This is a genomic window from Lelliottia wanjuensis (genome assembly GCF_030238365.1).
Classification (GTDB): Bacteria; Pseudomonadota; Gammaproteobacteria; order Enterobacterales; family Enterobacteriaceae; genus Enterobacter; species Enterobacter wanjuensis.
Genome location: NZ_JASSOT010000055.1, coordinates 38,095 through 60,760, shown reverse-complemented (window position 1 = coordinate 60,760; position 22,666 = coordinate 38,095). Strand labels below are relative to the sequence as shown.

Annotated in this window: 25 protein-coding genes; 2 read left to right on the top strand and 23 right to left on the bottom strand. The window is 56.5% G+C overall.

Translation table 11 applies throughout. The annotated features are described in order from the left end of the window. Nucleotides 1-20 precede the first annotated feature (20 nt). The 20 genes from QQF33_RS08930 to QQF33_RS08835 form a co-directional block, all read right to left on the bottom strand. The gene (locus tag QQF33_RS08930) at nt 21-449 is read right to left on the bottom strand and encodes a DUF2913 family protein (protein WP_285149679.1); all 429 of its coding nucleotides are present in this window, start codon (nt 447-449) and stop codon (nt 21-23) included. Between the two features lie 335 nt (nt 450-784). Then, nucleotides 785-1,528: a hypothetical protein gene (locus QQF33_RS08925; protein ID WP_285149680.1), complete on the bottom strand. Its 744-nt coding sequence runs from the start codon at nt 1,526-1,528 to the stop codon at nt 785-787. Further along, nucleotides 1,513-1,908 carry a hypothetical protein gene (locus QQF33_RS08920; RefSeq protein WP_285149681.1) on the bottom strand — a complete coding sequence of 132 codons (396 nt, stop codon included), beginning with the start codon at nt 1,906-1,908 and terminating at the stop codon, nt 1,513-1,515. Before QQF33_RS08920 ends, QQF33_RS08925 begins: the two co-directional genes overlap by 16 nt. 450 nt (nt 1,909-2,358) lie before the next feature. Beyond that, complete coding sequence (locus QQF33_RS08915; RefSeq protein WP_285149682.1) at nt 2,359-2,730, bottom strand: hypothetical protein; 372 nt, start codon at nt 2,728-2,730, stop codon at nt 2,359-2,361. Between the two features lie 203 nt (nt 2,731-2,933). After that, nucleotides 2,934-4,448 carry a conjugal transfer protein TraG N-terminal domain-containing protein gene (locus tag QQF33_RS08910; RefSeq protein WP_285149683.1) on the bottom strand — a complete coding sequence of 505 codons (1,515 nt, stop codon included), beginning with the start codon at nt 4,446-4,448 and terminating at the stop codon, nt 2,934-2,936. After that, nucleotides 4,445-4,762 carry a hypothetical protein gene (locus tag QQF33_RS08905; protein ID WP_285149684.1) on the bottom strand — a complete coding sequence of 106 codons (318 nt, stop codon included), beginning with the start codon at nt 4,760-4,762 and terminating at the stop codon, nt 4,445-4,447. The genes QQF33_RS08910 and QQF33_RS08905 overlap by 4 nt, the downstream gene beginning before the upstream one ends. A gap of 3 nt (nt 4,763-4,765) precedes the next feature. Next, nucleotides 4,766-6,142 (bottom strand): integrating conjugative element protein, encoded by a 1,377-nt coding sequence (locus QQF33_RS08900; protein WP_285149685.1) that lies wholly within the window; start codon nt 6,140-6,142, stop codon nt 4,766-4,768. A 3-nt stretch (nt 6,143-6,145) separates the two neighbouring features. Continuing rightward, complete coding sequence (locus tag QQF33_RS08895) at nt 6,146-7,075, bottom strand: TIGR03756 family integrating conjugative element protein (RefSeq protein ID WP_285149686.1); 930 nt, start codon at nt 7,073-7,075, stop codon at nt 6,146-6,148. Next, nucleotides 7,072-7,479, bottom strand: a complete 408-nt coding sequence (locus QQF33_RS08890) for a TIGR03757 family integrating conjugative element protein (RefSeq protein ID WP_285149687.1) — start codon at nt 7,477-7,479, stop codon at nt 7,072-7,074. The genes QQF33_RS08895 and QQF33_RS08890 overlap by 4 nt, the downstream gene beginning before the upstream one ends. Nucleotides 7,480-8,256: 777 nt before the next feature. Further along, nucleotides 8,257-9,252, bottom strand: coding sequence for a DUF4928 family protein (locus QQF33_RS08885; RefSeq protein WP_285149688.1), 996 nt, complete (start codon nt 9,250-9,252; stop codon nt 8,257-8,259). Then, nucleotides 9,242-10,384: a DNA cytosine methyltransferase gene (locus QQF33_RS08880; RefSeq protein WP_285157689.1), complete on the bottom strand. Its 1,143-nt coding sequence runs from the start codon at nt 10,382-10,384 to the stop codon at nt 9,242-9,244. The genes QQF33_RS08885 and QQF33_RS08880 overlap by 11 nt, the downstream gene beginning before the upstream one ends. Nucleotides 10,385-10,732: 348 nt before the next feature. Beyond that, on the bottom strand, nt 10,733-13,444 hold the full coding sequence (locus QQF33_RS08875; RefSeq protein WP_285149691.1) for a conjugative transfer ATPase: 2,712 nt from the start codon (nt 13,442-13,444) through the stop codon (nt 10,733-10,735). Further along, nucleotides 13,444-13,836 (bottom strand): TIGR03751 family conjugal transfer lipoprotein, encoded by a 393-nt coding sequence (locus QQF33_RS08870; protein WP_285149692.1) that lies wholly within the window; start codon nt 13,834-13,836, stop codon nt 13,444-13,446. Before QQF33_RS08870 ends, QQF33_RS08875 begins: the two co-directional genes overlap by 1 nt. A gap of 8 nt (nt 13,837-13,844) precedes the next feature. Next, nucleotides 13,845-15,248 (bottom strand): TIGR03752 family integrating conjugative element protein, encoded by a 1,404-nt coding sequence (locus QQF33_RS08865; RefSeq protein WP_285149693.1) that lies wholly within the window; start codon nt 15,246-15,248, stop codon nt 13,845-13,847. Continuing rightward, the gene (locus QQF33_RS08860; RefSeq protein WP_285149694.1) at nt 15,248-16,072 is read right to left on the bottom strand and encodes a TIGR03749 family integrating conjugative element protein; all 825 of its coding nucleotides are present in this window, start codon (nt 16,070-16,072) and stop codon (nt 15,248-15,250) included. The genes QQF33_RS08865 and QQF33_RS08860 overlap by 1 nt, the downstream gene beginning before the upstream one ends. Continuing rightward, on the bottom strand, nt 16,069-16,707 hold the full coding sequence (locus QQF33_RS08855) for a PFL_4703 family integrating conjugative element protein (RefSeq protein ID WP_285157736.1): 639 nt from the start codon (nt 16,705-16,707) through the stop codon (nt 16,069-16,071). Before QQF33_RS08855 ends, QQF33_RS08860 begins: the two co-directional genes overlap by 4 nt. Further along, nucleotides 16,707-17,063 (bottom strand): TIGR03750 family conjugal transfer protein, encoded by a 357-nt coding sequence (locus tag QQF33_RS08850; RefSeq protein ID WP_285149695.1) that lies wholly within the window; start codon nt 17,061-17,063, stop codon nt 16,707-16,709. Before QQF33_RS08850 ends, QQF33_RS08855 begins: the two co-directional genes overlap by 1 nt. Then, complete coding sequence (locus QQF33_RS08845; protein WP_390888466.1) at nt 17,063-17,401, bottom strand: TIGR03745 family integrating conjugative element membrane protein; 339 nt, start codon at nt 17,399-17,401, stop codon at nt 17,063-17,065. The genes QQF33_RS08850 and QQF33_RS08845 overlap by 1 nt, the downstream gene beginning before the upstream one ends. 21 nt (nt 17,402-17,422) lie before the next feature. Further along, nucleotides 17,423-17,656, bottom strand: a complete 234-nt coding sequence (locus QQF33_RS08840; protein ID WP_285149696.1) for a TIGR03758 family integrating conjugative element protein — start codon at nt 17,654-17,656, stop codon at nt 17,423-17,425. Beyond that, nucleotides 17,649-17,960, bottom strand: coding sequence for an integrative conjugative element protein, RAQPRD family (locus tag QQF33_RS08835; RefSeq protein WP_285149697.1), 312 nt, complete (start codon nt 17,958-17,960; stop codon nt 17,649-17,651). Before QQF33_RS08835 ends, QQF33_RS08840 begins: the two co-directional genes overlap by 8 nt. Before the next feature lie 142 nt (nt 17,961-18,102). On the opposite strand from QQF33_RS08835, the gene QQF33_RS08830 reads away from it, so the two are divergent. Together QQF33_RS08830 and QQF33_RS08825 are read left to right on the top strand one after the other, a co-directional pair. Further along, the gene (locus QQF33_RS08830; protein ID WP_285149698.1) at nt 18,103-18,813 is read left to right on the top strand and encodes a hypothetical protein; all 711 of its coding nucleotides are present in this window, start codon (nt 18,103-18,105) and stop codon (nt 18,811-18,813) included. A 1-nt stretch (nt 18,814) separates the two neighbouring features. Continuing rightward, nucleotides 18,815-19,201 (top strand): hypothetical protein, encoded by a 387-nt coding sequence (locus QQF33_RS08825; protein WP_285149699.1) that lies wholly within the window; start codon nt 18,815-18,817, stop codon nt 19,199-19,201. Between the two features lie 165 nt (nt 19,202-19,366). Here QQF33_RS08825 and QQF33_RS08820 read toward each other — a convergent pair whose 3' ends face one another. From QQF33_RS08820 to QQF33_RS08810, 3 genes are read right to left on the bottom strand one after another with little or no spacing between them, the layout of a single operon-like run. Next, nucleotides 19,367-20,077, bottom strand: coding sequence for a TIGR03747 family integrating conjugative element membrane protein (locus QQF33_RS08820; protein WP_285149700.1), 711 nt, complete (start codon nt 20,075-20,077; stop codon nt 19,367-19,369). Next, the gene (gene traD, locus QQF33_RS08815) at nt 20,070-22,169 is read right to left on the bottom strand and encodes a type IV conjugative transfer system coupling protein TraD (RefSeq protein ID WP_285149701.1); all 2,100 of its coding nucleotides are present in this window, start codon (nt 22,167-22,169) and stop codon (nt 20,070-20,072) included. Before traD ends, QQF33_RS08820 begins: the two co-directional genes overlap by 8 nt. After that, nucleotides 22,166-22,663 (bottom strand): integrating conjugative element protein, encoded by a 498-nt coding sequence (locus tag QQF33_RS08810; RefSeq protein WP_285149702.1) that lies wholly within the window; start codon nt 22,661-22,663, stop codon nt 22,166-22,168. Before QQF33_RS08810 ends, traD begins: the two co-directional genes overlap by 4 nt. Nucleotides 22,664-22,666: the final 3 nt, after the last annotated feature.

The window sequence follows — 22,666 nt, the reverse complement described above, 5'->3', positions numbered from 1 at the left end:
GCATGTCCATTATCGACGATTTACCAGACGTCGATAACGGGACGCTTACGTAATGCCGGAATATCCCATTCTTCATCGGTGATAACCGCGTTGAGCCAGCCCTGTGCTTTCAGCGCTTCAATCGCGTAAGTCAGCCTGAACAGGTCAGACTGCTGCTTAGCCGGTGATGAGCAGGACTCCCACAGGTATTCCAGTCGCTGGTACAGTCCGGCAGCCAGACCTTTCTGACGCCCGAGCGACAGCAGGCTGTCGATATCTGGAGCGACGGTACGGGGAAAGCGGCGCTGCTTTTGCGCTGTCGCCAGCCAGCGTAGTAAAAACGTGTGTTCCATCAGCGGAGGCTGCGCCAGGCCGTTGCGTTGTGCGAAGCGCAGGGCAACAAGAGCGCACCAGGCAAGGTGGGCCAGGTCAGCGATGGTTTGATCGGGGGGCGTGTTGTGGTTGTTCATATCGGGCGGAGTATAACGAAACCCCGCAGGGCTGGAAAGACAGGTGAAGCATCGTCTTTATGATGAAAGTAGATAATGAGGAAGTTGTTTTGCTGTACTGGATGATTTTTAATCTGAGAACTTTACTTCCTTTCCGGCGCAGTCTGATTTGACTGGCTGCTTCGTGCCCAGGCTGTGTGAAAACTGCTGATCACTTTTTGGTCTAAGCAGTGGCTTTATATGATCAACCATTCTTGATAAACCCATGCGGTAACCTACTTTATTTAATAAAATTAAAAGAATACGAATAATATTGCGGGTGCAGTTCAAGAAGCGGGTTAGTAGATGGTCATGGCTCAGGGGATAAAGCCAATTCTGAGGCAGGTTCCTCGGGATATAATCAGCACGATAAATTTTTGAACTGTAGTTTGGAGCTGATTAGGGTCCCATTGGGAGGTGTCAAATAAGCGACCTCGGTTCCAGGGCAGGAAGCCGTTATGCCTACCAATACCTTTCTCGCCAAGCACATCTTCGAATGAACCGCCATTCTCATTATAGATTCGCACTTCACCAGCACGAATCATCGGGCCAGCCCAAATGCGCGCACCAGGTATCGTCTGCATATCATCACAAACTAAATGCTCATACCAGTTCAGCATGAAAACATATGTCCTGCTCATGATGCCTTTACGATGGCTCGTAGGCTGGATATAAGCTCCAGCGACCTGGAAACAATCTATGTCCTGGCCATCTTCAACGAAGCTATAGTTACGAAGCCCAACCCGTCCAGCGGTGACGTTATTAGCCTCATCAACGACGCCAGATCGGAGAAGTTCCTGAATAATGTCCTGCTCGTTTAGCCCGTCATCTTCGTAGTCTAAAATCATGTTGCTCAGTTCAACATCAGCGATGTTCGCACCTACACGCTCAATGAGAACGTAGCGAACGACATCATCCTCTGGTTCGATGATTTCGTGTTCTGAGATTTTGAAAAGTGACCTGGAGGCAAGGAGGAAGCCGGAACGAACAGAACGAGTGTCCCCTGTGTGAGGCCACCCGCTCAGATCTTTTCTGTAGGATTCTATTAGTGTAGGAGCCATTTCTCAGCAGAATCATTAGCTTTAATATTGCTCATGATTCTACCATTAGTATCAAAGAAACGACGAATAGAATGTTCAATAACCTCAACGAGATCGGCCATTGATCGAGCCATCTCAGGGTACTGTTTCGCAGGTTTAACAATGAAACGAACGCGATCACCAAGCAGGACTGCTTCTGCCAACGGCTTAACCGTAGCATCAGCATTGTCCACGTCATCTTTGAAGGTGACAATGAAGTGAAAATCTTCAGGCGCAGTCATCCCTTCATTGTCAAGTGTGCGCACCTGAAGCATATGCTGCTTAAAAGCGTACGTGGCAATGATGCTGGTATGATCACGAATTGTCTGAATAGAACGTTTTTCGTTCATTACGTCGTGCATGTGTCCACCTTAGCTGTGGGCCGCATTGGCCTCTCCAGCGAAAACCGCGAAAGCATTGCTTATGCGGTCAACTAAGCCGTGGGCCACATTGGCCTCTCCGGTGTTCTCCATCAAGGGAGAAAAGGCTACGAGTATGCGTAGGTCTACATTAACTACTGACGCATTCGTCAGCAGTTGACTAAATCTACGTCATTACTCAAAAATGATCAAGCCGCTGGTTGTCAGTTACCCAGCAAACAAAGGGGGTTTGCTGGGTTGTCATTGCTTTTTTGAAGCTAATAAGACATCCAAAATCATCACTTGTTGCGATGATTTGACCAATGGCACAACGTAGCATCTTGAACGTTGTGGGAAAGGATCTCACGTTTCGTTTCCTGCTTTAGCTGATCGCTATGGCTAACATCAATCAGGTTTGCAGCATCGCAAAACAACACCCCATGAGCCGGCGGCTTAATCACGCATCCAATCAGCGGCAAGCTGAGCGTCAACGGTAGTATCATCCGAGCTTCGGACTGCATTGATAACGTCATTTTTCACATCCAATCTGTGTCGCAGGCGCTTTCTGTCTTCACGCTCTGCTTTGATGTCCATTGACCGGCGAGCAGCCTGGCCACCGAGATAGTAGGCACCAGCAAGCACCATGATGACGGCTGCAGCCGTCAACAGGTACTGTCTGGCCTTAATGTAAAGGCCAGGAAGCATTACGCGATTCCCTTCTGGTATTTGCGAATCTGAGACCAGGCAGGCAATTTCAACTGTGGCCACACCGAACACAATCCTAATAGTGTCACCGCTGGAAATGTTGCCCTGAGCCTTATCCATTGCATGAATGATCTGCGGATGTAAGCATCCCGGTAAACCGGACCATTCGCTTTTAGAGAATATCCAAAAAAAAGTTTAGTTATCCTCTGTGGGGCCAATGTCCGCTCCTCGCTCATAACCGCCGGGCTGGTTAAGCCATGGTCAAATGCAGAGCACTGCCAGATCAAATTTGAGTCAATATAAATTGCACCCTCATTAACTTTTTAACCCCCGCCCGATCTCACCAGCTTCCCGGCCAGCTGCATCATAAGTTCCCGTGCCTTACCCCCGGCATTTTTAATATCAGCAGTCCCGTTGCGCAATGCGCCATCCAGCGCGCCCCCCAGCTGTATTCCCGCCCAACTGACCGCCGTGAACCAAAAGCCCGGCAGCACGATAAACAGCGTGCCGGTAACAAACATCATAATAAGATCATCCTGGGTATTCTGGATCCCCGCCATATTCCAGTAACTGTGGGTATCGCTGTCGTAGAGCAAACTGAGCAATGAGCCGTCCAGCCAGCGGGCCAGTTCCCACCAGAAGGTTAAAAACATCAGCGCAAACTGGGCAAAGGTCAGCGTCAGTACCACTTTCACGTTATACGCAGAAAACAGGGTAACCAGTGGAAAGCAAATCACCAGCGCCATCAGCAGCACCGCCTGCACCATCGGCAGCGCCTGGCGCAGTGAGTCAAAGGCCGGAAACGCCACCAGTGAGGCAAGAGCATGGCCCGCCGTCGCACCATTGCGGGTAATCTGGTTCATCACGGTGGTATCGATATTGCCCCCAAAGCCGGGATACACCCGCCCGGACTGCGACACTTCCATATTGCGCTGGCTGACCACCGAACGCAGCACCGCCTCTTCATACTCGGCCTGGCTGTAGCTCAGTTTCTGCAGCGCCTGCCAGATATCCGTCTTCACCAGCGCCAGCACCCGGGGCTTTAAACCGATATCGGAATCAGACCACCACTGTTTACAGGTGGGATAGCCGCCGTTACCGGTATCGACGAGCCCGGCATCCCTGTTCTCATCGTAAGGCCACCGGGAGAGGGGCGAGTAAGCACGGTCAGTATCGTAATAGCCGGGCTGCGCCAAAAAATACGACGAACCAATCCAGGCGATATCGTCAGTTTCCTCCTGCGACAGGCCGGTGGTGTGCTGCTTCAGACGCGCCAGCGACGGGGCATAGCAGGACTGGACAAAATCCTGTAGCTCCTGACCCAGCACCGGATCGGACAGCCGGGTGTGCTGCACCTCAAAGCGAATTTGCCGCAGGTCGGGCTGACAGGGCAGGGAAGCTGTAGCGGCATTGACCAGCCCCTTTGACAGGGTATGCACCAGATACCACCACACCGGGATGGCGGCGGTTTTGCCGCTCACCTCATTGATCAGCGGTTTGTAGCCGGTATCATCGGGCTGCGCCAGCGAGATATTGCACTGCTTCGAGCGCGTCATATCAAATTTCATCGTCGTGATATCGACATTCAGCAGCGGCACACAGGTGAACATAATAACGACCATCGCCATGTACACCATGTTCTCCATCCAGGCGACGGTGAGCGCTCCGGTATTGCCTTCGTCCACCCCCTGCTCACGGGCTTTCAGCCAGACGGCGACCAGCTTAATCAGCAGCGGCAGGGCAAACAGCCCGGTGGCAGTGAGGGTGTTCCAGATCCCGTTATTCATCAGCCAGCCCAGCAGGGTGAGGGCATATTCCAGGTAGCTGTGGGCGGTCATGGGGTATCTCCTTCCTGTAGCCCGTTGCTTATCTCGCCGAGCAACAGCAGGACGAGCGACCAGACCGCCATCCGGTTCAGCGCCGGAAGACGCGCCGGAGCCTGCTTCAGCCAGCGCTGGCGCAGCGACAGCCATAAACCGGCCATCAGGCTGTACAGGCACAGCCGCCAGATGAGCAGCGCGACGCGGGCCTGTTTCAGCGTTTCCCGCCAGTGGAGTGTCTGCCCGGCGAACCGGACGGATAAACCGGCGATGGCGGCGACAACCAGCAGCGCTGGTATCAGGGTCAGGATGTTTTTTACGCGGCGTCGCATGATTTACTCCTTCGTCTGATCCTGATGAAGCCCGTTAACCCGCGCATCGCCGTCATCCTCCACACCGATGGCCTGGCCCCGGGTGGTGTCGCGCTGAATTTTGCGCTGCAGAATGGTGCTGCCGGTATTGCTGGTCAGCGACTGGCGCATTTCCAGCTCCAGACGCAGCTGATCCAGTTCTCTGTCCAGCTGCATCGTGGCCTGGTTTAACTGCGACTGTGCCTCCTTTTCTGTGGCAATATTGGGTTCGCGCATCCCCGCCAGCAGGGTGCGACGGGCCGTGAGTGCCTGCTCCATCACCCGGGCGATCGCCATTTCCCCCGACAGCCGCTCCGCCAGGACTGCGGCATCCGGATCGTCCCTCAGCGCCTCCACCACGCCCCGGGTTAACCGGATCTGCCCGCCGCTGGCTTTTGCCAGATTTTCCGTTGTGGGCTTCAGGTTACCGTTGACCAGGTCGCTCAGTGCCTGGGCGATCTTTTCCTGCTCCTCGTCAATCAACGGCGTCAGCCCGGTGCCCGCCTGCGCGCCGCTGCGGTTACTGCCGCTGCCGGAGGTGTCATTTTCCGGCGATACATTGATGTTCTGTTCGCCAATCACGCGGGTCATCCATTGTGCGGCGTCGTCCGGGGAGGGCCACAGATGGCACAGCTCCCCTTCACAGGTGGTATCTGAAATCGTGCTCTGGTCGGTAACGCTGCGGCTATTCAGAATGTTGTAGCCTGCGGTGGTGGTATCGGTGATCACCCTGATGGGCGATTGTCCCTGACCGCCGCGCTGTTTGCCACCCACCCAGCGTTTGCCGTTTTTAGCGGCAGCTTTACTGGCCTCCTGCTCGGCGCGCACCGCATCCGGTTCCCCGGCGACGATGCTCTGGTAATTCTCCGCTTTTGCGGCCTGAGTCCAGGCGGAGTTGTACGCATAGTCGGTCATCTTCTGCGCCATGTTCTTGCAGCTCAGTTGTGACTTATCAAAATCCAGCCGCCCCTGGAGAACGCCGTTGGTCAGCAGATCGTAGAGCTGCGGATTGGCGCGCTGGATCACCATCGCGGGTAGGCTGGCGACGGCGGACGTGGCGTTTTCGATAACCTCGCCCATCAGATCCTGAAAGCCATCGGTCACACCGTTAAGTTGATTTTTGACAGTAGTGTCGATATCAAAGTTGCCGCACATCAGATCTGAACTCCAGCCCACGCCAACATTGATAAGCGACGTATTCCGTCGGCTGGCGGCAGGCGTCAGCGCCACGCCGCCGCCAATCTGGTAGTAGAGGGTGTCGGCAATTGCGCCGCGGGTCTGTGGAATACCGTTATCCGCCAGGGCGGGCAGCGATACGCAAAGTGTGCCGGTTATCAGCAGGGAAAAAAGATAACGAGTCATCAGTCAGCCTCCGGTACTGCCTAAAAAGGTCTGGCCCCGCCGCTGGCAACAGCTGTAGGGCCGCCAGAGCGTCCAGGCGTAGCCACCCGTATCCGAAAGTCTGTCGGCGTAAGCGTCTTCGGAGCTCCGGTCGGGAAAGGTGATGCACTGCTGGCTCATTGCGGGGGAGAGCATCTGCCAGCCGTGGTTATCCGGCTGGTTCTCTTGCACTGGATCGGGTGGCCAGTAGCCGTCCCGGGGGGATGTAGTCAGCGGCAGATAGACGTGCGGCTGACCGGTGCGGGTAACGATATCGGCGCTACGCTGCGCGATAACGGCCCCGGCTTTATAGTCGTGAGTTTGCCCCAACGCGCCGGCCCGGGGATAAACATTGCCCCACAGGTCGCCGGTCTGGCCGACCTCACGTAATCCGGGCGTCAGCGCTTCGGGGTAAAAACTTTCCGGGATGCCGGTACGCCAGGCGGCAGCATCAAACGTACTGACGAAGTAGGGCTGAAACGCCACTGCCGGGCTGCGGCAGTTGTAGCCAAAGCCGCTCAGAAATTTATAAAACGTCTCGCCGCCCGGATGACCGAAAGCATCCGCATTTTTGAAACGAATTTTGGTCTTCGGATCACCCTCACGGGGATTGGTATCACCGCCGCCCTCCGCCACACCGGGTATGGGGCTGCCAATAAACGCCATCTCCTGCCACGGGTTATGGCCGGGTACGGCATAGGTGGAGACCACCAGGTCCGGCAGGCTATGTTTCACTTTCACCGAGGTTCTGACCGAACAGCCAAAGGGGGTGCAGTACAGCCAGTAGCAGATGCCGACAATGCGGTAGTGCAGACAGTCAGCGGATAACGACGAGGCAATAATCTGCGCGGTGTTCAGCGCCTGTGCCGGTAGTACTGCCAGCAGAAGGGGGAAAAGCAGGCGGGAAGGATTCATGGTCTCTTCTCCCGCCATTTACTGAGCAACTGCTGCGCCAGCGCAATATCGGTGGTGCCGTAGACGACGTAACGGTCATCAAAGACGATAGCGGGCGTTTTGGCTATTCCGGCAGACCAGGCGGCGATAAGTGTCTGATAAGAGAAGGTAAACTGCGCTTCGTGGGTTTGCCAGCCCGGATGCTGCATTATGCGTCGGGCCTGCTGCTCCGCCTGTTCCAGGTTATCCGACAGGTGGGGAAACAGCGACTGCTCCAGTTGCGAAGCTTCATCCAGCCGGAAAACCAGAACACCCTGTTCCGGTGTTTTTACCGGATGTTGTGCCGTAGTGTAAATCACGGTCTGGGCCAGCGCTGTCGGAGCAGTGGCGAAGAGCAGCAACAGTAAAAAAAGAGTGCGTTGCATTGCATCCCCCGGTGAGTGAGCCTGATACCGGATTTAACGCTGCTGGTGGGGAGAGGGCAGTAAACAACTGAATATGCGTGAGAGGGATTTTTCTGCGTGCATTCTGACGATAAAATACCGTACGTCACGTCTGGTTGAGGATAGATAGCAGGGATCACAATACGTTAATTAATCCCCTGGCGCTGGAAATCATGCGTGTTGCTGCTGAGTGCAGAATTCAGTCCGGAGAGTCCCGCCGGCGAAAGCGTTCAATTTGTTTCTTGACGAACATCCAGAGACCATTGGCGAAGCACTGATGGAGCTTTATCTGCCGGGATTGATGGAGGAAGTACCGCATGAAGTGGACAGATTGACGCAGGCAGGGGCTGAGTATATCGATACTGGGGTGTTACCTGTGTTGCTTTTAACGTCTGGTTGTTCCTGTCTGCTATGAACGAAGTGGACCCCTTCATACACAGCGCATCAGATGCCGGGGAGCATAGCAGCGCAATTATCGAGCCTCAGGCATGGATTCGCTGACCCTTTGACCTGCTTGTCAAAATTCGTTCAGGGCTGTCAATTTAGCCCTGAACATGGCGGATTTTGTAGCACGAAAATTAGTGAAGCACTTCTTAAATCACATCAGGCAATTTTGATGGGTAAAAATGAAGTGAGCGAAATCAGTACAGACACCAAACTAGCAGGATAGCTACGCTTCGCCGGTTCAATCAAGCCGCTGGGCTTATATGCGGCTTAGGTATAGTGGCATAATGCGACTTTGCTGGTCCTTAATGTATCTCAGGAACCGGTCAGTATGTTAACGATCCAGCGAGGTTCATCAATCATAAGAGATTTATCTATTTCGATAGTATTGATTCGGGCGTTGTATGTTCGGATAAGCATTGCAAGACCCTCACGGATTTTATCGCCGTCATAAGTAGCAATCTCTTCAATGTTGTTGCCGATAAAAGTTTCTGCTGCCTGGACGGCAATCTGCTCAGACATTCCGACGTTATCAGCCATCTGGCGTGCAGCAATGACCTTGCTTTCAAGAGTCAGTATGACTGGCCTGTAACCTGCACGCTTGTTTTCGACACAACGTGAAATCAACTTTTCCATGGGTGCGGTGGTGACGTGAAATGCCGTTGTCCCTACCTGGAAATCGCCTTCACGGTCAGTGTGCAAATCAGCTGCATTGGCTCTGTCGCTGCCGATTTTTACATCGGGAAAGCGCAACTGAAGTTTGGCTCCGATAAGATGCTGGAGTACCGCTCCGGTAGGCTTGTCAGAACGTTCTGCCGCTGCGTTAAGAATATCGCTTACCACAGAGGCAACTGGCTTACTGTAATCCAGGTCGACCGCTATCCTTTGCTTGTCAAAATAGTCCAGACGCACACATTGAGTGAAGAAAGCTTCAAGCTGATTTGAAACCAATGCCACGTCGACAGGCTCATTTCCATTAACCTGAGTACTGTTCAGCACATCCCGAAACGCTGCCGCAAGAAAGATAGTCCCCCTGGAGGTGCGTCCCCCTTCACGGGTAAAAACGCGGGTTTCGCCATGCTGTTCCAGAATCCTGGATATAGTGGTGCCGCTAAGTCCTCGCACCTGGCTTTTCCCCTCACTATACAGTCGTTCATCAGTAATGGGCATACCATCAGCCATCATGCGTGAGACAATCAGTCCCGCATTCATGACGTTGGTATTTATCGAACCACTTTTAGCCCGTTCTCCTTCGTACCAGGAAATTGCCGCTGCAAGATAAGCTTCGTTGTAACCCGACTTACTCTTCATTCACTTTTATTCCGTGTGATTTTTTTGCCGCCTCCAGGTGCGGCAGGACCATGTGCCTGGCCACCCAGCCAACTACAGGAACCGCGACGGCATCCCCGAAACCATACTGAATCTGAGAGTCACGCAGATTTTCCAGCGTGTACCAGCCAGCCCCCATCAGACGCGCGTACTCAAGCCCGGTCATCCATCGGATTTTCAATGCGCCGTGCCCCATGACGACAACAGCCTGTTTGGAGGAACCGCCTCGTGCTGTGCGCAGACATCCGGAAATATCTTCAGCTCTCATTTCCCATACGGGAATACCATTACGTGTCCGGCGATAGGCTGTGCGGGCAGTAGTACTGTCCAGTGCGACAAAGTGTTCTAACCTCTCGCGCTGAACTGTCGCCATCGATTCTTTAAACAGGGCGACTTTGTCAGCGTTCCACCATCGCGGATCGTTGTCCGGTATGACCTCAATTTCCTGCGAGAAGCCCTGGCTCAGCAGATCAGGTGCTTTGGGTAAAGGCATCATGAAGGTATGTACTTCAGGGTCTTTATGTAACCAGGAGAGCCAGTCTGGTCTAAGACACGTGTCCTGTTCACCACCACCAATTGGATTTTTTACGCCAATCAGGAACAACCGGGGGCGGGACTGTGGCACAAAACGTCGGGCGTCCAGAGTGATGGCATCGACGGCATAACCTAACGCGTTAAACTCTTTAACCGCAGCTCTCAAATCTTCCCTGTTGTGGGAGGAGGCAAGACCTATGACATTTTCAAGCACGATCACTTCAGGTCTGCGTTCATTCATACCCGCAAGCAGATCAGTAAAACCGAAGAATGCGGATGATTCTCTTCCCCCCCGCAAGCCTACACGCTTACCTGCCAGACTAAGGTCGGTGCAGGGTGAGGAGGCCCAGGCAACATCTGCGGCCGGCAGGTCTTCGCTTTTCAGGCCATGAACGTCTGCCAGCAAAAGCTTGTGAGATTTCCAATGGCCTTCATACATCGATTTTTTGTTCAGGTCATAGTCGTTAGACCAAACAGTCTTGATTCCCACCAGTTCCATTCCGGCTCTCGCCAGGCCGATACCCGCAAAGAATTCCAGCGCGGTCCATCCGGAGTCGCCCCGAATCGGTATAATGTTCACTCAATATCTCCCGTTTTCATGTGTGTATCATCCCATAAAATGCTCAGTCAGGCATTTACTCTCGGTGGATCTCCACTTTTTAATTATTTACTCAGAGTAGTCATTAAACCTCATGGCATATCCCTGCAGGTTCACATTTACCTAAACCAGGATAGGGGCGTTTGGTCGACGCTTGATAGGCTCTTTCGGTTTTCATGCCGCCAGGTCAATAGCCTCACTCTTCTTACAGACTGTAGTCAGTGACGCCCACCGGGATGCCAGAAACCTGCCAGTCAGTGGCTCAAGAGACTTATCTGCCCACAAATGGCGAGGTTGAGAGCGAATGTTACCCTGCAGTGAATTTGATATTTATTCAGGAGCCATTAACCTGCGCTTTCGATCAATCTGCTGAGCAATAAGAATCGCTGCATTCAGCTCACTGATCCTCTGTTCACGCATCAGTTGGGCCCGTTCCGCTTTTTCATGTTTTTCCGTCATTCCCAGCGCCAGATACAGCCCCGGCGGCACAACACGAAACAGCGCCTCAATCTTGCTTGCCAGCACCACACCCTCGGTATACTTCCCCGGCGATTTGCTGGCCGACAGCAGCAGTTGTTCCTGCTCCGGCGTCAGCGTTTTGAACCGCTTCAGTTGTTCCACCTCTTCCGGCGGCATCACCAGCAGTTCCCACCATTCGATCATATTGAGCAGCTTTTTCGCATCGTCCGGGAAATCCGCCAGGTTTTGCGTCGCCAGCCACAGCCAGATCCCCAGCTTACGCCACATCTTCGAGCCTTTCGTCAGAAAGCGCGCCAGCAGCGGGTTGACGGTGATGATATGCGCCTCGTCGGTGATATTGACGATGGCGCGGGACTGGTGCTGGGTGCGCTCGCCGAGGTTGTTGATGTGATTAATCAGCGAGATATAACTGATGGCAAGCTGGGCTTCGTACCCTTCGCGGGCGAAGGTGGCGAGATCCACCAGCGTGATATCCGCATCCGGCCACGCCTGTCCCTCGCGGTTAAATAGCTCCCCTTCAAAACCGATACAAAACAGGTGCATGGATTCCGCCATCTCATACGCGCGGGCGCGGCGGTTCTCCGGTAAGGTAATGTCAGCGGCCAGGGCAAACAGCGCGTCACGGACATCCTGGGTCAGCGTCTGGCGCTTCTCCTGATAACATTGCTCAGCCGCAGATAAAATCGCCCGGCGGATCATCGCCCGGTCGGGGCGGGTTAGCCTTGCGTCTTCCTTCGCCTCACCGCCGGTGATCATCAGCCGGGCAGTAATCTCCATCTCACCCAATATATCGCGCTGGTCATCGCCGTCCTGCTCAGCCTGTTCTTCGTCATCAGGAATATCGGCGCTCGCAGCCTGTTCCACCAGACGCCAGGCATCGGCAAACAGCGGCAGGGTGACGCCGCTGCCCGGTTTCAGGCTGATTTTGTTCACCGTCAGACCGTGGCGCTTCGCGTAATCCGCCATCAGGCCGAAGCTGTTCCCGGCCTCAATGATGAACAGGCGCGGGCGGTGCAGCGCCATGAGCTGGGCAATCTTGCCGTTGAGGGTGGCGGACTTACCGGCTCCGGTCGGTCCCAGCAGCAACAGATGGGCGTTTTTGCTGCGGTCCTCTTTGTTCAGCGGGTCAAAATCCAGCGGTGCCCCACCCCGGTTGAAATAGCTGATCCCCGGATGCCCGGTGCCGGTTTCCCGGCCAAATACCGGCAGCAGGCTGGCAATGTGCTGAACAAAGTTAAATCGGGTATACAGCTGGCGTTTGTCGCGGGCAGGATCAAAGTTCATCGGCAACCAGCGCAGCCAGTTACCCAGCGGTGCAACGTCATTCTCCTCCTGTACCGGGGCCAGTCCGGCGTTGAGCAGCACGCTGTTAAGCTGGCGGCGCTGTTTATTCAGGGTGGCAATATCCGCTGCCGACAGGTAGAAAACCAGTGAAGAGCGGTACATCTTATGCCCGTCTTTCAGAAACTCCTTCACCTCACGGCAGTCCCGGCGGGTGTATTCCGATTCGGTATTTTCGCCGATGGCGCGGTTTGCCAGACGGTTCAGATGCGCTTCCAGACGATCCTGCGGGCTGATCACCAGCGTCAGTGCCATGGTGGTGGACTCCGGGAGCAGATCGAACAGGGTGTTAATGCTGTCGCCCTTACGGTATTCGCCGGTCAGATGGCCGATTTGTGGGGCTTTACGCAGCCGGTCTACGACCACCGCACAGTGGGGACGGTTATCAAAGTACCAGCATCCCTGCGCGGCATCGGAGACCGGCTCGCTGAACAGCAGTGATTCGGCAAAATCGGTGAGTACCGGCAGTGTGTTTTCATCAGGCACATCGGTTTGCGTGACCGTGCGGTAAAACGCCTGCGCAGACTCGCCGGGTGGCGCAGGATTAAACCAGCGAACCAGCCAGTGGCGCAGCGCCGTTTCAGACAGTCGCCGCGCCGTCAGCCCGGCCCCGGCCAGCGCCTGGCACAGGCGCGCGCAGGCGTTGTTGAGGATCTCCTCTGCCGGGAGAGAGCCCGAACGGGTGTCATCCCCGCTGTCCGTGCGGCGATAAATCACCATCCGGGTGCACTGCCGCTGGCCCCGCCACGGGGTCTGCGTCACCACATCGTCAAAAAACAGGCCACCGGGTGTTGAAATGCCCCGCAGGTGGCGAGCCATCTCACCGAGCCAGGCCTCGCTGAAGGCCGAGCCCTGCGCTGACGGGGCGACATAGTGGCGCAGCGTATCGAGATAACCGGACAGATCGTCCTCGTTCTGGCAATAAAACTGCACCACCCACGGGTTGCGATCCCGTTCTTCAAAGGTGTCCTGCAGGGCATCCTTGACCGTATCGCGGATCTGCGCCAGATACGGTTGGGAGCGGCCTTCGGTACCCACGGGCGTGACCTCATACACCGCGCCGACCGAGCGACCGTCATCCAGCAACAGCGTCTGACTGTCCGGCTGATATTCCACCCACGGCAGCAGATCGGTGAATGACGGGCCTTTCTGGTACATTGCGTCCATCTCCCGCTGAGTCAGCCTGCCGCTGCGGGGGCGTGCTGTTGGGGGCTGCGTCATCACAGATCTCCCGTGCGTTCGCCGGGCATGGCGTACTGCACCCGGGTGTAAAAAGGGAACACCGTGGAATAACCGGGAACCGGGACGGCGTCATCGCCCGCCAGGTGCGGGAAGATATACATCACCATATCGGGGTCCGGCAGGCGCACAAACTGCGACTGAATTTCACCGGCGGCGCTGCGGGTATAGCCCTGCTGTTCGCGGGTTAACGCCGCCGGGTCATTCAGCGGTCTGCGAAGCTGGCTGCGCTGTTCCGTCAGCGCCTGTGTGCTACCACCGCGCTGGCTCCAGAGCGTCATCATGCTGGTATTCGCATCCACCGGCAGCAGCGTTTCCTGGGATGTGGAGCAGCCTGCGAGCAGACATGCTGCCAGCGCTGAAAAAATCATCATTCTGTCCATCAGTCCAGTCCCCCGGCGTGTGGGGTGGCAGTGGGATACTTCACTTTGCGCCCGTGAGATTCATAATCGATGCGTAACTGGCGGGTGATATGAACGGCGACGGCCTGGCCGGGTTTGACGTAAATGGCGTCAAACATCTGCCCGTAGCGTTGTTTGAACCAGTCTGCGGACTCTTTCAGCCCGCCCCCCAGCGCCTGACCCAGCACATACTGGCCGTTGCTGCCGGTGACGGCGGAGGTAATGGAGCCGTCTTCGACGGTGGTGGTGGTCTCGCCGTTAGCAAAGGCGTCGGTGGCCGCCGCCGACCCCGCCAGCAAAAACTGAGAAGAGAGATATTCACCGGCGTTGGTTTTACGCTCGCCGGGAATGCAGGGCAGCCCCTGCGAGTCGGAGAGCCAGCCAATCGTGGCGTCCTGGGATTTACCGCTGTTGCTGTTATCGCCGCTGTCGCTCTGCTGCGGCAGCGTGCGCACTGTCCCGTCCTGGAAAATAAAGGTGATGGAATGCACGTTGCCGCGCACGCACGACAGCGTCCAGTCGCCCGATGCCGTCCCGGACATCACCGCGCTTTCGACATCCGGCAGTTCGATGCCGTTGGCGATCAGGTTGTCGTGCCCAATCAGGATTTTGAACGGATAAGGGTCACTGACCGTACCGTTGATCGGCACGCGCCCCAGCAGAGCAGTCATCGCCACCGAGCCAATAAGCGTGCTGTTTTCCGGCAGGGTGTAGACGGGCGTGGCATCATCCTCCGGTGTTGTTTTATCCGTCGCCCTTGTGGAGGTCGTCTCCGGCGGGTCTGCCGTGGTCTCCTGCGCCCGGCCAAACTGACGGGGAAACTGAATGTCACTGCCGCGCGGATGGCGGGGATCGACCGTCATGGCATCATCGGGCTCCACCCAGCGAACGGCCCCGGCAGGCAGGGTTTCTCCCTCCAGGCCCAGACCGACCGGCATTTCACCGTCAGCGCCCGACGGTTTGCGGGTCAGTTGATCCAGCTTTTGCTGAAAGTTATCCAGCAGCGTGGTCTGCTGTTGTTGCAGTTCGCTGCTGAAATTTTCCCGCTCGTGGTGGATGGCAGCGTTGATGCGTTTTTCCACGCTCTGATCGCGCTGGCGCAGTCGCTGGTTTTCCTGAACGAGGACGGCGCTGTCCTTATGCAGTGTGGCCACCTCTTCGCGGTACTGTTTCATCTGACCGACCAGTGTGGCGACCGTATCAGCAGGTGTATCGCCGTCAATGCCCAGCGCTTTCAGCTCGTCGTTTCTGAGATCGGCTACCGTATCGGCACGTACCGGTTTTTTTCCCGTGGGCGCAGAACAGGTTTTCAGGATGATAAAGGCGGTTGCCAGCAGCACCAGCGGGAGCAGCAACTTCAGCAAACGACTGGATTTTATCTGCATTACCGTTTCTCCGTGTTTTGAGGCTCCGGCAGAATGGCGCGGTCGGCCTGGACTCCCCGGGTGACCAGATACACCACCGTGGTGTCTTCCGGTGAACCGCTGGCCCCCAGCCACGGGTGCTGAAAGGTGGCGGCGTAAAAGTCGCCCTGCAGCGACCGGGGATCCAGCGTGACCCGCTGTGCGCCCTGATTCTGCAGGCGGATGGCGGTGACGGTATCCCCGGCAAGCTGCCAGGCTCCCAGTGGCGAGGCGCTGACCGGCGCTCCCGGCAGCAGGGTGGTGATGCTGTCGGGCAACCGGGGCGACACCTCGCGAACGCCCGCGAGGGGCTCCACCGTGCGCAGCGGCGCATACAGCATCTGGGCGGCATAACGGGTCAGCGCCACCGGCGCGGGTGCGAGGGGAAGTGCGGTCGTGGGCGGGGTGTCGTCAGGCTCCTGAGCCGGGTGGGCCGTGGCGTCATTGCCGTAGACGGCGTTATCGTAGTGCAGCTCAACCGGTTCGAGCGCCTCACCGTCGCTGGCGCTGACGTCCAGCAGGATCAACGCGCCTGAGTCCATATCCTTCAGTTGCAGGCGGGCATCGGGAAAGGGCGCGCTGGCTTTCAGGTAGACCGTGCCGCCGCTGCTCTGAATACGCAGCTTACCGTCCAGCCCGGCGGGATAGCCGACGCGGACATTTTTGTTCACCATCACCACCCGCTCGTGCCCGACATGCAGCGCAACCGGCAGGGGAAGGCGCTCCCACTGCATCAGCGCTGTGGCGCCGGCGTCAGTGATAAAGAGCAGGGAAAACAGACACAGCAACACTGAGGGGATTTTCATGGTGTGGTCTCCGGTGTGGCGGCTTCCAGTCTCCGGGGCGTACCGGCAAAGCAGTCGAGGGCCAGCCCCCAGGGATTTTTCTCCGGGTCGATATCAAAACGCACCACGCTCACCGGATAGCGCACCAGCGCCCGCTTGACGGGCTCTGCCTGGTAGTATTCATCCACGCTCAAATCCAGCATCACCGTCCAGTTGTCGCGGCTTAACACCGTCACCCGTTCCGGTTTAAAACCCCGCCCGGGGATTTCATAGACGCCGCGCACGCGTTCGCGCAGTTCACCCCGGTCCTTACGCTGCTGCCAGTCCTGGTTCAGCCGGGCCTGGCAGGCCGGGGTCAGATACGCCCGCAGCCGGGCGATGTTTTGCGGGTAATCATTATCGCCGTTATTGGGCCAGCGGTTCAGTTGCTGAAAAATGTAAAAGGTGAAGGCGTAGATATCGCCGGGGGGAATGTCCCACCAGGGGCGGGTGCTGCCGTGGCGTAAATCAGGGGGAATATGAATGGTGAGGTTCTGAGGCGCGCGATACCAGCCGTACCCGAGCGCCAGGATAATCACCGCCATCATGCCCAGCGTCAGACGCAGCGTGGCGATATGTGCATCCCTCGCGGCCAGGGCGTGCTTAAACGGGCTCATCATTTTTCGCTCCTGCGGATTGTCCAGACGGCGCTGTGCTGAACCAGGCGGGGATCGCCCAGCCCCCGACGGGCCAGAAAGGCGTTGAGGCTCTGGTACAGCCAGGTATCCGGGCGACCCCGTTTGAGACGCGACATAGCGCGCCCTCCCGCCAGCACGCAGAAGGTGGCACCGACCAGCGCGCCCGTCGGGATCAGCGCCCAGATATGCAGGGCGAACGCCGGGAAAATACCGCCCAGCAGGCCGGCGAAAAAACCGCAGAGAAAGACCAGCAGCAGCTCCATGGTGGTCATCCCGCGAAACACCACGGGCTCCCGGTTCAGACGGTCGGGCAGAAACTCAATTGTTATCGTCATTACAGAATGTCCCCGGCTTCGGTCAGCAGCCAGATGGCGATCACCAGCAAAATCGCACCGACCCCGGCCATCGCACCTAAATCTTTCCACTGTTTTCTGCCGTTCTGGATCTCGGCATAGGTGCCAATACAGCTGTTGGCAACCACCAGAAACCCGACGGCGCAAATCGCCAGCGACATCAGGACAACAATGTCATACCCGTAGTTCTGCAGGGTCTCCATGATGCCCTCGCCCTTGCCACGGGAAGGATCTTCCATCTCCGGCAGGTCGGCATGGGCGGTAAGCGGTTGCAGGACTATCGCCAGTGACGACAGAAGCATGCGGATACGCAACGGCATAATATGACTCCCTGAAAGCGTTCAACTGAGCACCAGCCAGAAACTGACCAGCAGCAATAAGAAGAGGCGGGCAGCCACGCCGCCAAGGTGGCGCAGGGTCAGCGAACCGGTGGAAAACCCCCGGTAGAGGCTGACCAGACACCAGCCTGCCCACAGAAACAGCGCCGCACAGAGCAGCCCCAACAGCACCAGATTGACGTCAGCGGGTTTTGACGAGCTTCCGGCCTGAAAGGCAGAGAGTTGTTCATCACTCATCAGCCCGGGCCTCACGGCGGTACAGGCCGGAGAGGGCCGTCACATTGCGCGGCTGCGTGCGGGAAGGGGCCAGGTAATCGTGGATGCCGTACCGGATAGTCCGGAGATCGTCGAATGCCTGAGGGTAATCGAAACGAAAACGGGTATCCGGTGCGAGGCTGGCTTCGGCTTCAGCACGTTGCAGCGTGCTTTCCATCTGGTTCAGTTGCCGGGTCAGCAGCGCCAGATTAGCCTGCTCAGAGGTAGGGGCGGCATGGGCGGTGCAGGCGAGCGCCATAGTGGTAAACAGTGCAATGCCTTTCATGATAATTGTCTCCAGGATTGCTTTGCGGGAGATAATAAGGTGATGCAATCATGAGAGCGCTGCCTTAGTTAATTGTTTTCTTGAGGAAAGCAATTATCAGGCAGACAATATCCGACTGATGGAGAGGAAAGTGGGGGATACCGTGAAACTGTATGAAAATGTGGTGATTGGAAATTTTCTCTATGGGCTGGGAGTTTCAGTAGGAAAGCGGCTGAAATCGGGGTATTTGCCGGGTGCTGTCAGCCTGCTACAACAAACGCCAGAAGATAAAGCGCTGGGGGATTTACTGCTTGCGTTCCCCGGTACGTTGCGTCTTATTGAGTTTAAGGCTAAAGGAAATCGCTCAAAAAAAGAGTTGTCCAAATACAAAAAGTTATCAATAGTCCTTGAGGGCAAGCAGCAGGAGCAAGAAATATCCCGAAAGGTTCACTGGTATGTAGAAACAGCGCCTTCCTTTCTCAATGGTGTTGAAAGCATCTTTTCACCGTACATTGACGCGTTTACCGGTAAGCCTCACTCAAAACAGCCATTCGTGCTGGAGAGTTTTATAGAATCTATCGCAGATGATGCTATTGCGACAAAAAACCAGCAACGGAATCAAGAGGAAAAAGACTATCTGAAACTTGTACGCTGGTGCCAGGGCGTCGGGGAGACAGGAGTTGGTGCCCTGATAGTCATTGTGGGTTCGGAAGGCGGAATGAATTTCGTTGCCCTTGATGACCTGATGGAACTCAATATGTCTTACAGTCGGTGGATGGATTACCAGAATAATAAAGAGCTAATCAGGGAAAAAACATTGAATATGGAACATAAACAGAAAGCCCACGAGCGTGGGTGGAGCTATGGAATGTAATATGAAAGAGCCTATTACCGATCATGATATTCAGCTATTTTTTGACGCAGCTGAAAAATTGCTGAATGCTGCAGAGCGTGATGGCGAAAAAGCCAGAACTGCTACAGTTGCACTCTCTTCTTTTATTGAGAAAGCAGAGGCTCGTCTTCAAAGGCTGGAAAATGACGTTATCAGCAGTATTCATAGTACTGCAGAGACTACAGCAAACCGGACGGCAGAACTCCTGAGTGCCAAATTCCAGCAGGCCGATAAAGCGGCGGCAGAAGCGGCAAGAAAATATCAGGAGGCCGTTGATAAACTCAATGTTCGTACCTGGCTTTACTTTCTCAGTGTTCAGGCTGTCATAGGGCTGGTCGCGGTCACTTTTATTATGTTTTATGCGTCTTAACTGGATGGAACACTGCAATTCATGGCAAAACAGCTAATCTGAGCTGGCAGCATAACAAATGATCTTTTGCCCATAAGATACAGGTTAACGCACCGAGAGATATGCCTGCCCTGATGGATACAGGAGTCCTGATAACCTACTGGCAGGTCTGGATACGGCTGAATACTATAGATATTTCTTAAATGCTCCCACCGTCACAGACACCGACACCCCCAGCAGCAACGCCGCAGGCAGCAAAATAAAAGCAGGATGCACCGTAAACGGCAGTGCCAGATAAATCAGCCACGGTAAAAACACCACCGGACGTAGGGTGCGCCGGGCATGATGGTAAATAAACCCGGATTCATAGCCGCTGCCAAAGCGGCGGATATCGCGGCGTACCAGACCGTCCACCACGCCAGTCAGCGTGGTCAGCACAAACAGCGGGGCCGTCAGCAGCAGTAAAAACAGGCGCAGCGTGAAGGTCAGCACGGTCCAGACCGTGGCCTGGAGATACGTATTCAGCCCGTGACGCCAGTCGGCGGTATTCGCCAGAAAACGATAATGTTGCTGTTCACCCCAGATGATCACTCCGGTATCGACAAACAGCCACTGCCAGACCTGAAGTAATGCCTGATTCAGATGACCCGACGGGTCGGCCATCACCACGCTGCGAACAATATTGCCGGAAAACCATGCCAGTTCCCGGTTCATCATCTGGTGTGCATGCTCCGCACCCTGTTCGGGCCAGAAGAACGCGATGCCCGTCCACTCCGCCAGCAGACGAAAAAACAGCGCCGCCAGCAGCGTGGCGATAACCTGACCTGCCAGAGCGAACAGGATAGTTACCGGGCCTTTATGGCCGGGGGAAGGCGACGGACTGACGTGATCACTCATCCGCGCTTCCTGTTCCCTGAACCTCAGCAGCATCAGTGGGCGGTTCCGCTCCCCCTGTTCCGTGCCACCACCGTTCGCCGCTGTGATAGTGCTGGCGCATCTCCTCTGCCAGATACTGAATATCATCAGGGATATCGTCATCTTCACTGGCGGGCAGGGGCAGGCGAATTTTCCACAACTGCCCGCCCTCCAGCAGGGCGAACGCCTGACCTTTGGGAAGCTGAATTAATGCCGCAGGTTCGAGTAGCGGAACGCTGAGGGCGCTGACCCTGTCCTGGGTGTTGCTGATAAAATCGGTCTGGCTCTGCGGTTCGGAGGAGTCGGTCACGCCGGAAGTCACCGTACTGGTCAGGACCTCAACCTCAGGCAACAGGCTGGTCAGCAGTTCCGCAGTGGCGGTTTCCCGCACACGCAGCATGATCAGGTTGTTGAAATTGCCCACCACCTGGCCTGCTTTAGCACGGTTGCCGGTGCGGGCTTCGATATCGGAGAGGGTCTGGGTATAGGCCGTGACCTGCACGCCAGCGCCACCGCCTTTGTTGATGAGCGGGATAAACTCATCCCCCATCAGCTCGCTGAATTCATCACAATGCAGGTTAATGGGGATACGGGTTGCGGCTGCCCCCGGCAGGCCGTCATGCACGCCGAACTTATAGATATACCCGGCGACGCTGACCAGATCGGCAAACATCGAGTTCCCCACCGCCGACGCCACTTCGCTGTCGGAAAGCGCATCCAGCCCGACGTAGACGATGCCGCGTTTACGGATCACCTGCTGCCAGTCGAAGATCGGGCGTGGGTCATTCAGATCGCTGTAGCAGGGGGCCAGCAGCTGCGCGGTTTTGCCGGTGGTGAGTTTTTCCAGCAGCGGCAGCAGCGAGGCGACGATTTTGTCGAAGTAGGTTTTGTCGTAACGCACCGCTGATCGCAGGCCATCCATAATGGGATCGTAGCATCGGGTAGCCGCCAGATACTGCTCCAGCGCGACAACATAACTGTCGCGCCCCTGAAGGTTACGGGGCGTGTTTTTATCCGTGACCTGACCGGCTATCCGGGCAATGGTTTCCCATGCTTTTGGCGTATTCTGCGATAAATAATAGCGGGCGTAATCGATAAACAGATCGTCAATATTCAGAACATGGCGGGCGATCAACTGATAATCCGGTCGCTGCCCCAGCGCCACCAGGGCGCGGGTGATGATATTCACAAAGCGCCAGGCGAACTCACGAAAGGCGGCGGAGTTCCCTTCCCCCGAAAGCTGCCCGGCAATACGCGATGCCACTTCGGAGATGCGCCCAAACCGGCCTACCGCATTGTAGCGCGCTGAAATATCGGGGTACGCCAGATGAAAGAGATAAAACGCATCCTCACGCCCCGCGCGTCGGGCTTCTGCCCGGGTGCGCCGGAGCAGATCGGCGTCGCCTTTTGGATCAAAGACAATCACCACCTCACCGCGCCGGATATCCTGTGCGATAAACAGCTCCGCCAGCCGGGTTTTGCCCACGCGGGTGGTGCCCAACACCAGGGTGTGGCCGGGACGTTCGCTCAGTGGCAGCGTGACGGCGCACTCTTTCAGTTCAATGCCGTGCAGCAGGGCACTCCCGCCGACGGCGGGTAACGGGCGCACCGGGTTGAGGATACTCCCGCAGGAGAGCAGGCGGTTCAGCCACGGGCAGCGGTGCTCTGCCCGTTTTTCCAGCCCGCGGGCCTGCCGGTACAACTGCCCTGGAAGGACATAGCGCTCCGCTTCCGGGCGGCGGCAGGCCAGCAGGCGCCGGGTATGTCCGGGCTGCCAGCGAAACCCCCGCCCGATAAACAGATCCCGGTGGCTCACGGGGATCTGCTGACTCGTAAGCACATAGCGCGGCAGACGGCGGATATTACGGCGGTAGCGCAGAATGGTCATGCCCTGATGTCCGCGGAAAAGGGCAAAGGCCATAAAGCCACCCGCCATCACCCTGCTGACAGAGGGCGACAGCATCAGGGACCAGGGCGCGGCCAGGCACAGACAGGCCGCCGCCAGCGCGGTGATGGCGCTGTACAGCTCCACCGCCGGGCGCAGCAGGGTTTCAATAACGTGGCGATTACTCACTGTGACAGTCCGGTTTCGGTGATCAGCACCGGATAAGCCTCCAGCTTCAGGCGCTGCGCCAAATCTTCACCGCTGACCGGCAGCAGCGTCAGCCCGGGAGCCTGCTGGCGCAGGTTCTCCAGTTGCGCCGATGTGGCGACATTCACCACCAGCCCGGTGGCCTGTAAGGTGAGAAGCGCCTGGTGATGCTGTTTCAGCCAGCGCAGTGAAAAGGGATCGACGCCGGTCAGAAACAGTGGCGAGAAGCCGGGGAGCGACAGCGGGCGGGAAGCCGCCGGGCCGGGATGCAGGTGTGGCGAGATCACGGGCAGTATAGTGTTTTCACTGAACGCCGGGGGAACGGAATGCGGGGAGGGTGGCGTATTCCCGTCATCCGGCTGAATGGCCTCGTACAAGGGGGCTGTGGACTCGCCGCCCAGATCGGCCACCACGGTTAAACCGGCGGCTGCCTGAAAGCTCAGACCGAGCAGCATCGCAGGAAAGGTATTTTTCATGAT